Origin of the sequence: Hymenobacter properus, assembly GCF_015694735.1 — a bacterium.
Lineage (GTDB): Bacteria > Bacteroidota > Bacteroidia > Cytophagales > Hymenobacteraceae > Hymenobacter > Hymenobacter properus.
On the sequence record NZ_JADQDP010000003.1, the window covers coordinates 687006 to 700157 of the forward strand.

General features: G+C 60.5%; 13 protein-coding genes. 9 read left to right on the forward strand and 4 right to left on the reverse strand.

The window, feature by feature from the left end:
• Positions 1 to 110: 110 nt before the first annotated feature.
• The 8 genes from I2I01_RS14830 to I2I01_RS14865 all read left to right on the forward strand — a co-directional run bounded on the left by I2I01_RS14830 (position 111) and on the right by I2I01_RS14865 (position 8726).
• Positions 111 to 923, forward strand: a complete 813-nt coding sequence (locus I2I01_RS14830) for a glycogen/starch synthase (RefSeq protein WP_196287255.1) — start codon at positions 111 to 113, stop codon at positions 921 to 923.
• A complete protein-coding gene (locus I2I01_RS14835) occupies positions 907 to 2451 on the forward strand; it encodes a DUF4270 family protein (protein WP_196287256.1) in 1545 nt (514 codons plus the stop codon). The genes I2I01_RS14830 and I2I01_RS14835 overlap by 17 nt, the downstream gene beginning before the upstream one ends.
• An 84-nt stretch (positions 2452 to 2535) precedes the next feature.
• The gene (glmS, locus tag I2I01_RS14840; protein ID WP_196287257.1) at positions 2536 to 4371 is read left to right on the forward strand and encodes a glutamine--fructose-6-phosphate transaminase (isomerizing); all 1836 of its coding nucleotides are present in this window, start codon (positions 2536 to 2538) and stop codon (positions 4369 to 4371) included.
• Positions 4372 to 4495: 124 nt separating this feature from the next.
• Entirely contained in the window at positions 4496 to 4879 is a 384-nt protein-coding gene (locus tag I2I01_RS14845) for a RidA family protein (protein ID WP_196287258.1), read from the forward strand.
• A 59-nt stretch (positions 4880 to 4938) separates the two neighbouring features.
• Positions 4939 to 5130, forward strand: coding sequence for a hypothetical protein (locus I2I01_RS14850; protein ID WP_196287259.1), 192 nt, complete (start codon positions 4939 to 4941; stop codon positions 5128 to 5130).
• Positions 5131 to 5239: 109 nt separating this feature from the next.
• A complete protein-coding gene (locus I2I01_RS14855; protein WP_196287260.1) occupies positions 5240 to 6535 on the forward strand; it encodes an erythromycin esterase family protein in 1296 nt (431 codons plus the stop codon).
• Between the two features lie 81 nt (positions 6536 to 6616).
• On the forward strand, positions 6617 to 8173 hold the full coding sequence (gene gltX / locus I2I01_RS14860) for a glutamate--tRNA ligase (RefSeq protein ID WP_196287261.1): 1557 nt from the start codon (positions 6617 to 6619) through the stop codon (positions 8171 to 8173).
• Between the two features lie 157 nt (positions 8174 to 8330).
• Positions 8331 to 8726 carry a hypothetical protein gene (locus I2I01_RS14865; protein WP_196287262.1) on the forward strand — a complete coding sequence of 132 codons (396 nt, stop codon included), beginning with the start codon at positions 8331 to 8333 and terminating at the stop codon, positions 8724 to 8726.
• Between the two features lie 9 nt (positions 8727 to 8735).
• Here the strand turns inward: I2I01_RS14865 and I2I01_RS14870 are convergent, their stop codons facing one another.
• Positions 8736 to 9344, reverse strand: a complete 609-nt coding sequence (locus I2I01_RS14870; RefSeq protein ID WP_196287263.1) for a toxin-antitoxin system YwqK family antitoxin — start codon at positions 9342 to 9344, stop codon at positions 8736 to 8738.
• 151 nt (positions 9345 to 9495) lie between these two features.
• Here I2I01_RS14870 and I2I01_RS14875 point away from each other — a divergent pair, with 151 nt between their 5' ends.
• Entirely contained in the window at positions 9496 to 10278 is a 783-nt protein-coding gene (locus tag I2I01_RS14875; protein ID WP_196287264.1) for a TIGR00266 family protein, read from the forward strand.
• A 34-nt stretch (positions 10279 to 10312) separates the two neighbouring features.
• Here the strand turns inward: I2I01_RS14875 and I2I01_RS14880 are convergent, their stop codons facing one another.
• From I2I01_RS14880 to lptB, 3 genes are all read right to left on the reverse strand, one after another.
• Entirely contained in the window at positions 10313 to 10522 is a 210-nt protein-coding gene (locus I2I01_RS14880; protein ID WP_196287265.1) for a hypothetical protein, read from the reverse strand.
• Positions 10523 to 10666: 144 nt separating this feature from the next.
• Complete coding sequence (locus I2I01_RS14885; RefSeq protein WP_196287266.1) at positions 10667 to 12217, reverse strand: GH3 auxin-responsive promoter family protein; 1551 nt, start codon at positions 12215 to 12217, stop codon at positions 10667 to 10669.
• Positions 12218 to 12354: 137 nt separating this feature from the next.
• Entirely contained in the window at positions 12355 to 13086 is a 732-nt protein-coding gene (gene lptB / locus I2I01_RS14890; RefSeq protein WP_196287267.1) for an LPS export ABC transporter ATP-binding protein, read from the reverse strand.
• Between the last annotated feature and the right edge of the window lie 66 nt (positions 13087 to 13152).

Here is a 13152-nt window from a genome sequence, read left to right on the forward strand (position 1 = left end):
GGAGGCGGTGGGCAGGGCCCTGGGGGGTTCTGTATTGATTTTCCGCTCAAAATTGTTTAATTTTGTGCACCCATAGTATGGCCTTGTCCCATTCTCTTCAATAATTCCTTATGTCGAAGCTACGAATCCTTTACGCGGCCACCGAAATCGACCCGTTTCTGCAGACTACGAAAGTAGCTGAAATGCTCCGGCGCCTACCCGCCAGCATGCAAGAAATGGGCTGCGAAATTCGCATTTTTGTGCCTCGTTTCGGCATCATCAACGAACGCAAAAACCGGCTGCACGAAGTGGTGCGCCTCTCCGGCATCAACATTGCCGTGGGCGACGACGAAAAGCCGCTGGTTATCAAAGTAGCTTCTATCCCGACGGCCAAGCTGCAGGTTTATTTCATCGATAACGAAGACTATTTCCACCGCAAGTCGGCACTGGTCGACAAAAACGACAAGTTCTACGCCGACAACGACGAGCGCGCCATCTTTTTCTGCAAGGGCGTGCTCGAAACGGTGAAGAAACTGGGCTGGTCGCCCAACATCGTGCACTGCTCCGACTGGATGACTGGTTTGATTCCGCTGTATCTGAAAACGACCTACAAGAAGGACCCGGTGTTCAAAGACGCCAAGTCGGTGTTCTCGATTTACAACAACGAGTTCAACGACAAATTTGAGGGTAACATCCTGGAGAAAGCGAAGATGCTCGACATCGACGACCAGATGCTGGCCTCGCTGAAGTCGGCTGATTTCAGCGGCTTCATCAAAATGGGCATGGAGTATGCCGACACCGTGGTCCGGTCCGATGAGGACTTCAGCGAAAACATGAACGGCATGTTCCACGAATACGCCCTAAACCACAAGCTCAGCCAGGTAGCCACCGATGAAAACCTGCACTCTTCTTACCTAGCGCTGTACAATGAATTGGCTAACTAGCCGCTGTGCGCCCCTTGTAGCGGTGGCCGCCCTGGCGGCGCTCACCGGCTGCGACAAGGGCACCGACCTGAACGTGGACTTGCCGGAAACCACGGCCGTTAACACTTCTTACAAAGACATTCAGTTGGAGGTGGCCACCGTGCGCCTCTCGCCGATACAAACCCTGAAAGCCGACCATTTCATGGTGGGCCGCCTGGCCGACAACGTGGCCGGCACCACCACGGCCGGCTTCTATTCCAACGTGCTCGACGCGAGCGGCGTCAACACCATCGTGACTGCCAGCGGCGGCGTTCCAACCGATTCGTTGCCGGCGGGCCTGCCCAATGTCCGGCTCGACTCGGTGGTGCTGGTGGCGGGCTTCGACCGCGTGTACGGCAGCACGGCCGCCCCGGTGCGGTTTGATGTATTCAAGCTGACAGCCCCGCTCGACGAGCGGCAAGCTGGCTACGACAGCAGCAACCCCGTGGCGCTCGACCCGACGCCGCTGGGCCAAAACCTGACCAGCCGCCTCGACCGCACGCAAGTGCAGGTGGTGACGGCGGCCGTGGCGGCGACATCGACCACGGCCGGGACACCGGCGGTAACGGCCACCGTGCCCGACCCCACGGTCCGGCTGCTCCTGCAGCGCACGGCGGTGCCCGCTAGTGGAACCCGGCCGGCTGTGTCCGGCGTGGCCTCGCCGTTTGCCACCGACTTGTTTGCCGACCTCAACACTCCTGGTTTCTCACAGGCTCGGCTCGACGCGAAGTTGAAAGGCATCGCTGTGCTGCCCAACGCCAACCATACGGGCAGCCTGGTGAGCTTCACCAAGGGCTATAAGTCGCGCATGGTGGTCTACTACCACGCTGCGGACACCCTGAAGCGCGTTTATTCCATTTATTTCGGCCCTACCTACAGTGGCATGGGGCTCACCTCCTCGCGCGACCCCCGCTATTACACCACCATCAGCAACGTGTTGCCGCCGCCGCTGGCGGCGCTGGCGGCGCCGTCTGGAGCCGTGTCGGCAGCAGCGCTAAGCGGCACCAGTTATGCGCAGGAAGGCACAGGCTTGAGCCCGCGCATCACCCTGCAACCGCGCATCACCCTGAAGTACCTGACACAATCGGATGATACCAGCGGGGTAGTTATTAACCGGGCCGAGTTGCTGGTACCTATCAAGCCTTATACCAATGTGTTGTATACTAACCCCGCTCAGCTATATGCCGTGGAGGTGGATGCAAATAATGCGATTTTGCAGCGTACGGTAAACTTTTTGTCCGTAGACCGGGTAGTGCAAGCCGACGGTCAAAACCCCGTGGGCACAGGCTATCCGGCCACGGGGCCGCTTGCCAACGCGACCGGGCAGTCTTCCTACACCATTCCTATTACCTCATTCCTGCAAAACTATTTCTATAGCGCCCCGGCTACGAAGGCAAAGTACTTGGTGCTGACGCCCAACATCCGTACCCAGAGCAACCTCTCGCTGAATCGGGCGGCGCTGGATGCTAACAACATTCGCTTGCGCGTGTACTACTCGCGGCAGCGGTAACGTAACGCTGCCCCGCGGGGCAGAGCCAGCGAAAGTTTCTGGCCATTTTTGCTTTTCTTTTTTTCGAATTTAACCCATCCTGCCATGTGCGGCATTGTTGCTTACCTGGGCCATCGCGAGGCCTGCCCCATCATTCTCAAAGGCCTGCACCGCCTCGAATACCGCGGTTACGATTCTGCCGGCGTGGCGCTGCTCAACGGCGACCTTAATGTGTACAAGAAAAAGGGCAAGGTGAGCGACCTGGAGGCCTATATTGCCGAGAAGGATACGCACGCCACTGTGGGCATGGGCCACACCCGCTGGGCCACCCACGGTGAGCCCAACGACGAAAACGCCCACCCGCACTACTCCACGTCGGAGCGCATTGCCATCATTCACAACGGTATCATTGAGAACTACGCGGCGCTGAAAAAGCACTTGCAGCAGCAGGGCCACGTGTTCCACTCCGACACAGACACGGAAGTTTTCGTAAACCTGATTGAGGAGATTCAGAAGCAGAATAGCTGCTCGCTGGAAGAGGCCGTGCGCTTGGCCCTGCACGAAGTAGTGGGCGCCTACGCTATTGTGGTGCTCAGCAAGGATGCCCCCAACCAACTCATCGCCGCCCGCAAAGGCTCGCCGATGGTGATTGGCATTGGCGACGGTGAGTTCTTCATTGCTTCCGATGCTACGCCCATTATCGAGTATACCAACGAGGTGGTGTATGTGAACGACTACGAAATCGTGATGATTCGCGACGGGCAGTTGAACATCCGGACGAAGGAAGATGTGAGCCAGACGCCCTACATCCAGAAGCTAGAGTTGGAGCTGGACAGCATCGAGAAAGGCGGCTACCCGCACTTCATGCTGAAGGAAATTTTCGAGCAGCCGCGCTCCATCCTCGACTCCATGCGCGGTCGTCTGGAGCTGGAAGCCAGCCACCTGAACATGGGCGGCATCCGGGCCTACGAGCAAAAGTTTGTGAATGCACAGCGCATCATCATCGTGGCTTGCGGCACGAGCTGGCACGCCGGCCTTGTGGCCGAGTACCTGATTGAAGACCTGGCCCGCATTCCGGTGGAAGTAGAATACGCCTCGGAATTCCGCTACCGCAACCCCATCATCACGGAGCGCGACATCGTAATTGCCATCTCGCAGAGCGGTGAGACAGCCGATACGCTGGCCGCCATTGAGTTGGCAAAGAGCAAGGGCGCGACCATTTTCGGCATCTGCAACGTGGTGGGCAGTAGCATTGCCCGCGCCACCGACGCCGGCGCCTACACCCACGCCGGCCCCGAAATCGGGGTGGCTTCCACCAAAGCCTTCACGGCCCAGGTGACGGTGCTCACGCTGCTGGCCATGATTATGGGCCAGAAGCGCGGCACCCTCACCGACACCAAGCTGCGCGAGCTGATGGTGGAGCTGGACACCATTCCGGCCAAGGTGACCAAGGCGCTGGAGCTGGATACCGAAATTCGCGCCATTGCCGAGATTTTCAAGGACGCTTCTAACTTCCTGTACCTGGGCCGCGGCTATAACTTCCCGGTGGCACTGGAAGGCGCGCTGAAGCTTAAGGAAATCAGCTACATCCACGCCGAGGGCTACCCGGCCGCTGAGATGAAACACGGCCCTATCGCCCTCATCGACGAGAACATGCCGATGGTGGTCATTGCCACCCGCGACAGCTCCTACGAGAAGGTAGTGAGCAACATTCAGGAAGTGAAGGCCCGCAAAGGCCGCATCATCGCGGTGGTGAGCGAAGGCGACAAAGTGATTCCGGCCATGGCCGAATTCGTAATTGAAGTGCCTCACACCAGCGAAGTACTGATGCCGCTGGTGTCGGTGATTCCGCTGCAGCTGTTGAGCTACCACATTGCCGTGCTGCGCGGCTGCAACGTGGACCAGCCCCGCAACCTCGCCAAATCGGTAACGGTAGAATAGTTGTTTGAGAATTGGCAGGCTTTAAAGCCCGCTCATGAGAAGCCGCTTCTGGAAACAGGGGCGGCTTTTCGCGTTATTTGCGGCCCTGAATCCACCAACCCGCAAACTCACCAATCCACCAACCATGGCTCATCAGATTATTCTCACCGACCAGGCCCCGGCCCCCATTGGCCCTTACTCGCAAGCCGTGAAGGCCGGCAACACCGTGTACGTTTCGGGTCAGATTCCGCTGGACGCCAGCGGCCAGCTCGTGCCCGGCGACATCACGGCCCAAACCCACCAAGTGCTGAAAAACCTGACGGCTATTCTGGCTGCTGCCGGCCTCACGCTGGCCGACGTGGTGAAGTGCAGCATTTTCGTGAAAAACCTCGGCGATTTCGCCACCATCAACCAGGTGTACGGCTCGTATTTTGACGAAGCCACCGCCCCGGCCCGCGAAACGGTGGAAGTAGCCCGCCTGCCGCGCGACGTGCAAGTGGAGATTTCGTGCATCGCCGTGGGCGCATAATATCCGGCTGGCGTGGGCGTTGGGAGTGCCTCATTCCCAATCTTTAAACCCCGCTTTGCATGAAAGAACTTGGACTCGGCTTGCTCATCATTGGGCTTATTTCACTTGTGCTGCCATTGATTAACCCCAACCTACACTACGTTTTCCTCACCTGGATAGAACAGTGGGGGTCCGCCGTAGCCTGGGCCATTCGCGGTAGCATCGCGCTGCTGGGCTTGGTGCTTTGGCTGGGTTTTAAGAACCGAGACTAGCCCTGGAAGCCGCCGCAGCCGGAAAGCTCGGCATTAACGCCAGGGTAAATAGCCGCGTAGGAAAAGCCTGTCCGCAACCGTTGCGGGCGGGCTTTTTGATTATTCAGCTATGGCAACGCCCCTTCCCACCCATCGCCTTGGCTCAGCCACCGACCTCGAACCGCTGCTGGCCGCCATTGGCGAGGCCCGCGTGGTGTTGCTGGGCGAAGCCTCGCACGGCACGCACGAGTACTACACCTGGCGCACGGCGCTCAGCAAACGCTTGATTCGGGAAAAGGGGTTTTCCTTCATCGCCGTGGAGGGCGACTGGCCGGATTGCTTTGAAGTGAATGCGGCCATCAAGCAAGACGCTGCCACCTACGGTTCGGCGGCGCAGTTGCTCCAAACCTTCAACCGCTGGCCCACCTGGATGTGGGGCAACTGGGAGGTGGCAGCCCTCACGGAATGGCTGCACGGCCACAACCTGAAGCAGCCCGCCGAGCGCCGGGTGGGCTTCTACGGATTGGATGTGTATAGCCTCTGGGAATCGTTGCAGGAAGTGCTGCACTACGCCGAGCAGCAGGGCGACGGCGCCATGGCCGCCGCCCGCCAGGCCTTCGGTTGCTTCGAACCTTACAGCTCCGACCCGCAGGAATACGCCCGCGCCGTGGCTTTTGTATCCGAAGACTGCCACGACGAAGTGAACGGGTTGTTGCGCACCCTGCGCCGCCAGGCGGCCACACGTACCTATGCCACGCTGTCGGAGCGCGAGCAAGCCTTTGCGGCCGAGCAAAACGCGCTGGTGGCCGTGAATGCTGAGCGCTACTACAAGGCCATGTTGCGCGGCGGCGGAGCCTCCTGGAACGTGCGCGACGAGCACATGATGGAAACCCTTACCCGCCTGTTCAACCTACACGGCCCCGACAGTAAGGCCATTGTGTGGGCCCACAACACGCACATCGGCGACGCGCGCTATACCGACATGCGGCGCGAAGACATGGTAAACATCGGCCAGCTGGCCCGCGAGCAGTTGGGCAGGGAGAACGTGTTCAGCGTGGGTTTTGGCTCCTACCAGGGCAGCGTGATTGCGGGCAAGGAATGGGGGGCGCTGTGGGAAAGTATGACAGTGCCCACGGCCACGCGCAACTCTTGGGAAGCCCTGCTGCACAACCAGCTGGGAGGCGAGAATGCACTGCTATTTTCAAACGAAATCAGAACTGATGCCCGGTTGGCGAAGTCACTGGGCCACCGGGCCATTGGGGTGGTATATCGGCCGCAGTTCGAGCAGTTTGGCAACTACGTGCCTTCCCTCCTGCCCGACCGCTACGACGCTTTTGTGTTTATCGACCGCACGCACGCCCTGCACCCGCTGGTTATTAAAGGCAATGAGCACACCCTACCCGACCTGTACCCGTGGGGCGAGTGAGGCTGGGTGGTCTTTGTGCTACTGCCCTTCCACTTACCTTTGCAGCGCGTTCCGAACCTCGGGGCGCGCTTTTCATTTGTTATGGCTGAAAGAGAAGTTCGGGTGCGTTTCGCGCCCTCCCCCACCGGCCCGCTGCACATTGGCGGCGTGCGCACGGCCCTTTATAACTACCTGCTGGCCCGCAAGCTGGGTGGCAAGATGCTGCTTCGTATCGAAGACACCGACCAGAACCGCTTCGTGCCCGGCGCCGAGGAGTACATCCTGGAAGCCCTGGCCTGGTGCGGCATTCAAATTGACGAAGGGGTGGGCGTAGGCGGCCCCCATGCCCCCTATAAGCAGAGCGAGCGTAAGCCCATGTACAAGCAGTACGCCGACCAGCTCATTGCCGATGGCTACGCTTACTACGCCTTCGACTCGGCCGAGGAACTGGACGCCATGCGCGCCCGCCTGCAGGCCGCTAAGGTTCCCAACCCGCAGTACAACTCCATCACCCGCGCCCAGATGCGCAACTCCCTCACCCTGCCCGAGGACGAGGTGAAGCAACTGCTCGACAGCGGCGCGCCCTACGTGATTCGCCTGAAGGTGCCCCGCAAGGAGGAAGTCCGCTTCCAGGACCTGATTCGTGGCTGGGTAGTGGTGCACTCTTCAGCCATTGATGACAAGGTGCTGATGAAGTCGGACGGCATGCCGACTTACCACCTGGCCAACATCGTGGACGACCACCTGATGGAAATCTCGCACGTCATCCGGGGCGAGGAGTGGCTGCCCTCGGCGCCGCTGCACGTGCTGCTCTACCGCTACCTGGGCTGGGAGAAAACCATGCCGCAGTTTGCCCACTTGCCCCTGCTGCTTAAGCCTGACGGCACCGGCAAGCTCAGCAAGCGCGACGGCGACCGCCTTGGTTTCCCGGTGTTTCCGCTGGAGTGGCACGGCATCGACGGTGACACCGGCGAGCCCACCGTGAGCCGCGGCTACCGCGAAGACGGCTACCTGCCCGAGGCCTTGGTGAACTTCCTGGCCTTCTTGGGCTGGAACCCGGGCACGCAGCAGGAAATTTTCTCGATGGACGAACTGATTCAGGCCTTCTCGATTGAGCGCGTGAGCAAGTCGCCGGCCAAGTTCGACCAGAACAAGGTGAAGTGGTTCAACGAGCACTACCTGCGCGCCAAGTCCAACGCCGAGCTGGCGCCTTACCTGCTCACGGCTCTGCAGGAGCACGGCATCGATTGCTCGCCAGAGAAAGCCGAGCAGATTGTGGGCGTGATGAAGGAGCGCGTGAGCTTCCCGCAGGACTTCTGGCAGGAAGCCAAGTATTTCTTCCAGGCCCCCACCGAGTATGACGAGGCCGTTGTCAGCAAGAAGTGGAACGCCCAGGTGGCCACCGCCCTCACGGCCTACGCCGATGGCCTGCCCGCCAACTCGGAGCCCAGCGCCAACGCCGAAGTGCTGAAAAGCATCTTTAACCAGACCGTGGAGGCCCAGGGCATGAAGCCTGGCCAGGTGCTGCAGGCCCTGCGCGTGGCCGTGACCGGCGCCGCCGCTGGCCCCGATCTGTTCGAAACCCTGGCCATTCTGGGCTCGGGCGAAGTGGCCGAACGCCTGCGCAAGGCCGTGGCTATGCTGCCGGCCGCAGCCTAGCCACGGCCGGTTGCTCCGGAAACTGCAATGATTCTATCTGGCCCCAACGGGCACAAAAAAGGCGGCCCGATGGGGCCGCCTTTTTTGTGCAGGAGTTTTACCCCACCAGGCGAATTCGCGTAAAGCAAGCAAAGCATCTGCCTTATCCTTTTTCGTCATGGCCAAGAAACCCGTCAAGCCCAAGAAAACCGCCGCCGACCCGAATAAAAAAGCCCGCGTCCACAAGGAGTTGGAGGGCTTCGAGATTGGCGTGAACCCGTTGGGCGAAATCACCTCCAATTACAGCATCGAGCAAATCAACCAGTTTCTGGGACGCCACGTGCGCGACAAGAAGCTGGTCGACCGCGCCGGGCAATTCGGCGAAAAGCCCGGCCCCGACGAGTCGGAAGACGAGGCCTTCCCCATTGCCGATGCCGAGCACAACCCCGAGCCGGAAGAATCGGACGAGGACTTCATGCGCCGCACCAGCCGCGAGGCCAAGCGCAAGAAAACGGTGGACGACCCCGACAAGGAAGTGGCCGAAACCCGCAGCGAACTGCCAGACGACGAATAGCCGCCCTGGCTACAGCGTGTTGGTGGTGCCGGTGCGCAGGCCCTTCTCGTAGGTTTCTACCTTCAGCAACTGCCCGTTCTGGTAGGTTTCGTGGCGCGTGGTTTTGTTGCCTTCGTAGATATCGACCTGGGTGAGCTGGCCGTCTTCGTATTTCTCGGCGCGCGTGATGGTGCCGTCGAGGTAGGTTTGCACGTCCGTCACCTGGCCGGTGGGGTTGTAGCTCGTCCAGGTGCCGTACCAGAAGAAACGCGGGGCCCGGCCTTTGCCCGTCACCCACTGGGCAGTGCCCTTGCGAGCCACCTGGCCGTCTGGGTGCCAGTAAGTGACGTCGCACAGCCCGTCCTTTCGGTAGGTTTCAGTGCGGTCGAGCTGGCCGATGGGGTTGTAGTAATTGAAGGTGCGCACGGGCCGGCCGTGGCGGTAGCGGCCGGTGGTGAAGGGCTGCTTTTTGTAATCGTCGTAGTAGGTGCGCCAGCGGCCGTTTTCCAGCCCGTGGCGGTCAAAATGATTGGGGCGCCAGAAGCCGCGCCGACCAGCTTGGGACGAAGAGTGAGAGCTGGCGCAAGCGCCCAGAAGCGCTGTGAGGCAGCACAGAAGCAGAAAGCGGGAAAGGCGCATAAACAGAAGTGGTTAACTGTAACTATAAATTTAGTTACAGCTTTCCACTAACGCAAGCGCTGCAAAATATTGTTGCCCCACGCCCAAAGTTTTTGACGCTGATTCGGGCCTGCTCCTATCTTTGGCCGCACCAACCTTTTCTTTCTGCGCCATGCACTCTCACGACGTCGATTACCGCATTCTTGGGTCCGATATTCAGGTTCTGGAAATTGAACTGGACCCCAACGAAACCGTCATTGCCGAAGCCGGGGCCATGGTGTACATGGAAGAAGGCATTGCCTTCGAAACCAAAATGGGCGACGGCTCGGAGCCCGAGCAGGGCTTTATGGGCAAGCTGTTTTCGGCCGGCACCCGCCTTATCACCGGCGAGTCGTTGTTTCTCACGCACTTCACGCACCGCGGCGGCTACGGCAAAAGTCGGGTGGCGTTTTCGGCGCCCTACCCCGGCACCATCATCCCCGTGAACCTGGAGGATATGCCCAACGGCCTCATTGTGCAGAAAGACGGCTTCCTGGCCGCGGCCCGCGGCACCAAAATCAGCCTGCACTTCAACCAGAAATTCGGAGCCGGCCTGTTTGGCGGCGAAGGCTTCATTCTGCAAAAGCTGACCGGCGACGGCAAAGCCTTTGTGCACGCCGGCGGCACTATCATCGAGAAACGGCTCAACAACGAGCTACTGCGCGTAGACACAGGCTGCGTGGTGGCCTTCGAGCCCAGCATCGATTTCAGCGTGGCCCGGGCCGGTGGCCTCAAGTCGATGATATTTGGCGGCGAGGGACTGTTGCTGGCCACCCTGCGCGGCACCGGCCGCGTGTGGTTGCAATCGATGCCCGTTAAAAAGCTTATCCAGGCTTTGGCCCCTACCGGCGGCAATGCTCAGAAAGAAAGCGGCTCGGTGCTGGGCGGCCTGCTCGGCGGCATCCTCGACGAGTAAAGCGCGCTGCTTTAAGACCGTGCACCAAGCCTGCCTAGATGGCAGTCTCGCTCATTCCCCGAACCGCACAGATGACGGCTACCACAATCAAAGCCCCAATGGCTATGCCGACGCGCAATAAAAACTTGTAGTCATTGTTCTCGTCGTATTTACGGCGGTCGCGCTCACGACGCTGGCTACGAGTTTTATAAGGCCGCTTATAGGCCGATTTGCGGCTTGCAGGAATTTGGGTAAGAGTGGACATAAGTAGGAATATTAAGGTAATATTACTACATATCCTTGAATTCCGCTAATTGGTTAATTCAGGATTCTGTGAAAAATCTGTTTCCTGCGGGCAAACGGCTTTTTTTACTCGAATAAATTTCAGTTAAGATTCAGCAATAGCTCTTTAGGGTACCTGGCCTACTAGCTGCGCAGCCGTTTGCAGCACGGCATCCAGCACGTCGCGGGAGTTGAGCAAACGCGGCACTTTGTGCTGGCCGCCCAGCTTGCCTTGCCCGGCCAGCCAGGCCTCGAAGGTGCCGGCGGGCACGGCGTGCACACGGGGCGGCGCCAGGGCCAGGCTGCGGTGGCGCTTGGCCGCGTAATCGGAGTTCAATTCGCTCAGCTTAGCGTCGAGCACGGCCCCGAAATGGGCCAGGTCGGGCCGGGCGGCTGAGGCAAATTCCACAGCCCACTCGTGCCCCCCGCGCGAGGCGGCGTTGTCGGCCGCGAACCACACGGGCGCCGCCGTGAAGTCGCGCACGGCCACGCCCGTGGCCTGGCTAGCGGCAGCCACGGCGGCTTCGGCATTTTCGATGACAACTTCTTCGCCAAAGGCATTGAGGAAGTGCTTGGTGCGCCCCGTGATGCGCACCCGGTAGGGCGCCCGCGAGGTGAAGCGCACGGTGTCGCCCACCAGGTAGCGCCACAGGCCCGCATTGGTACTGATGACTAAGGCGTAAGGCCGGTTCAGCTCTACTTCGGCCAGCGGAATGGGCCGCGGGTCGGGGGCGTCCCACTGGTCGGCGGGTAGGAATTCGTAGTAGATGCCGTGGTCGAGCAGCAGCAGCAGGTCTTCGCTATCGGGCTGGTCTTGCAGGGCAAAGTAGCCTTCTGAGGCGTTGTAAATTTCGAGGTAGCGCATGCGCGCATCGGGAATCAGCTGGCGGAACAGTTCGCGGTAGGGCCCAAAGGCCACCGCCCCGTGCAGAAACAGCCGCAGCTGCGGCCACACCTGCGTGATGTGCTCGGCCCCGGCCAGGGCCACCACGCGGCGCAGCAGCACCACCATCCAGGTGGGCACGCCGGCCAGCACGCGCACATCCTGGCGTAGCACGTGCTGCGCGATTCGCTCGATTTTCTCTTCCCACTCGCTCAGCAGCGCCAGGGGCAGCGGCGGCGTGCGCAGCCCCTCGGCCCAGCCCGGCAGCTGTGCCATGATGACGGCCGACACGTCGCCCACCTGCGAGGCCGGTTCCTGCGGCCGAAACGGGTTGGGCCCGTGCGCTCCGCCCAGCGACAGGGTTTTGCCGGCCAGCAGCCGCTCCTGGGGGTAGAAGTGCGTGCTTAGGGCCAGCATGTCGCGTCCGGCGCGGTAGTGGCATTCCTGCAGTGCCTCCGGCGTGACGGGGATGTACTTGCTGCGGGCATTGGTGGTGCCGCTGCTCTTGGCAAACCAGAGCGGGCAGCCGGGCCACAGCACGTCGGGCTGCCCGCGCAATACTTTTTCCAGCTCCGGGTAGAGCTGCTCGTAGGTGCTCACCGGCACGCGGCGGCCAAACTCGGCCGCCGACAGCTGCTCGCGGTAGCCGTAGCGCCGGCCCCACTCAGTGCCTTGGGCGCGGCGCAGCAGGTGGGCCAGCAGCCGCGCCTGCAGCACATCGGGCTGCTCTTGCACGCGGGTTATCCGCGGCAGGCTGCTCCACTGAACGGCACGGGCGAGTAGCTGGTCGAGCATCCGTTGAATGTGAAAATGAGACGATATGGAAATGCGAAAATGGAAAGAGTTTTGAAAGCGTCTCGTTTCCAAGCGGGCTTTCCGCCTTTTCCGCATCTAGTACATCTTCACATCCTGCACATTTTCACATTCTAAAGCTAGATGTTGCGCTTGAGCTCGAAGTTTTTGCCCAGGTACACGCGGCGCACGGTTTCGTCGCTGGCCAGGTCTTCGGCGGTGCCTGCTTTCAGCAGCTTGCCTTCAAAGAGCAGGTAGGCGCGGTCCACGATGCTAAGGGTGGAGTTCACATCGTGGTCGGTGATGAGCACGCCGATGCCGCGGTGCTTGAGCTTGGCCACGATGCCCTGGATTTCTTCGGTGGCGATGGGGTCGACGCCGGCAAAGGGCTCGTCGAGGAGCACAAACTTGGGGTCGACGGCCAGGGCACGGGCTATTTCGGTGCGGCGCCGCTCGCCGCCGCTCAGCACCTTGCCCAGGTTTTTGCGCACGTGGCCCAGGCTGAACTCATCGAGCAGTTCTTCTACCTTGGCCTGGCGGGCCTCCTTTTTCATGCTGGTCATTTCGAGCACGGCCATGATGTTTTCTTCCACGCTCAGGTCGCGAAACACGCTGGCTTCCTGGGCCAGGTAGCCCACGCCCAGCCGGGCCCGCTGGTAGATGGGCATGGTGGTGATTTCGGTGGTATCCAGGAAGATGCGGCCGCTGTTGGGCTTCACCATGCCCACCATCATGTAGAAGCAGGTGGTTTTGCCGGCGCCGTTAGGCCCGAGCAGGCCCACGATTTCACCCTGCTCAACGGTCACCGACATGTCGTTGACGACGGTGCGGGCCTTGTATTTTTTGATGAGATGGTCGGCGCGAAGAATCATGCAAGCAAAGGTACGGGCGAAGGCGACGGGAAGATTAGTAGCCTTTCAACGATGGAAAGCAATTAA

Coding starts and splice junctions, on each gene's coding strand:
- I2I01_RS14850 (WP_196287259.1), top strand. CDS start 4,939: ATGAAAGAACTTGGACTCGGCTTGCTCATCATTGGGCTTATTTCACTT.
- I2I01_RS14875 (WP_196287264.1), top strand. CDS start 9,496: ATGCACTCTCACGACGTCGATTACCGCATTCTTGGGTCCGATATTCAG.
- lptB (WP_196287267.1), bottom strand. CDS start 13,086: ATGATTCTTCGCGCCGACCATCTCATCAAAAAATACAAGGCCCGCACC.
- I2I01_RS14835 (WP_196287256.1), top strand. CDS start 907: ATGAATTGGCTAACTAGCCGCTGTGCGCCCCTTGTAGCGGTGGCCGCC.
- glmS (WP_196287257.1), top strand. CDS start 2,536: ATGTGCGGCATTGTTGCTTACCTGGGCCATCGCGAGGCCTGCCCCATC.
- I2I01_RS14845 (WP_196287258.1), top strand. CDS start 4,496: ATGGCTCATCAGATTATTCTCACCGACCAGGCCCCGGCCCCCATTGGC.
- I2I01_RS14830 (WP_196287255.1), top strand. CDS start 111: ATGTCGAAGCTACGAATCCTTTACGCGGCCACCGAAATCGACCCGTTT.
- I2I01_RS14870 (WP_196287263.1), bottom strand. CDS start 9,344: ATGCGCCTTTCCCGCTTTCTGCTTCTGTGCTGCCTCACAGCGCTTCTG.
- I2I01_RS14855 (WP_196287260.1), top strand. CDS start 5,240: ATGGCAACGCCCCTTCCCACCCATCGCCTTGGCTCAGCCACCGACCTC.
- I2I01_RS14865 (WP_196287262.1), top strand. CDS start 8,331: ATGGCCAAGAAACCCGTCAAGCCCAAGAAAACCGCCGCCGACCCGAAT.
- I2I01_RS14880 (WP_196287265.1), bottom strand. CDS start 10,522: ATGTCCACTCTTACCCAAATTCCTGCAAGCCGCAAATCGGCCTATAAG.
- gltX (WP_196287261.1), top strand. CDS start 6,617: ATGGCTGAAAGAGAAGTTCGGGTGCGTTTCGCGCCCTCCCCCACCGGC.
- I2I01_RS14885 (WP_196287266.1), bottom strand. CDS start 12,217: ATGCTCGACCAGCTACTCGCCCGTGCCGTTCAGTGGAGCAGCCTGCCG.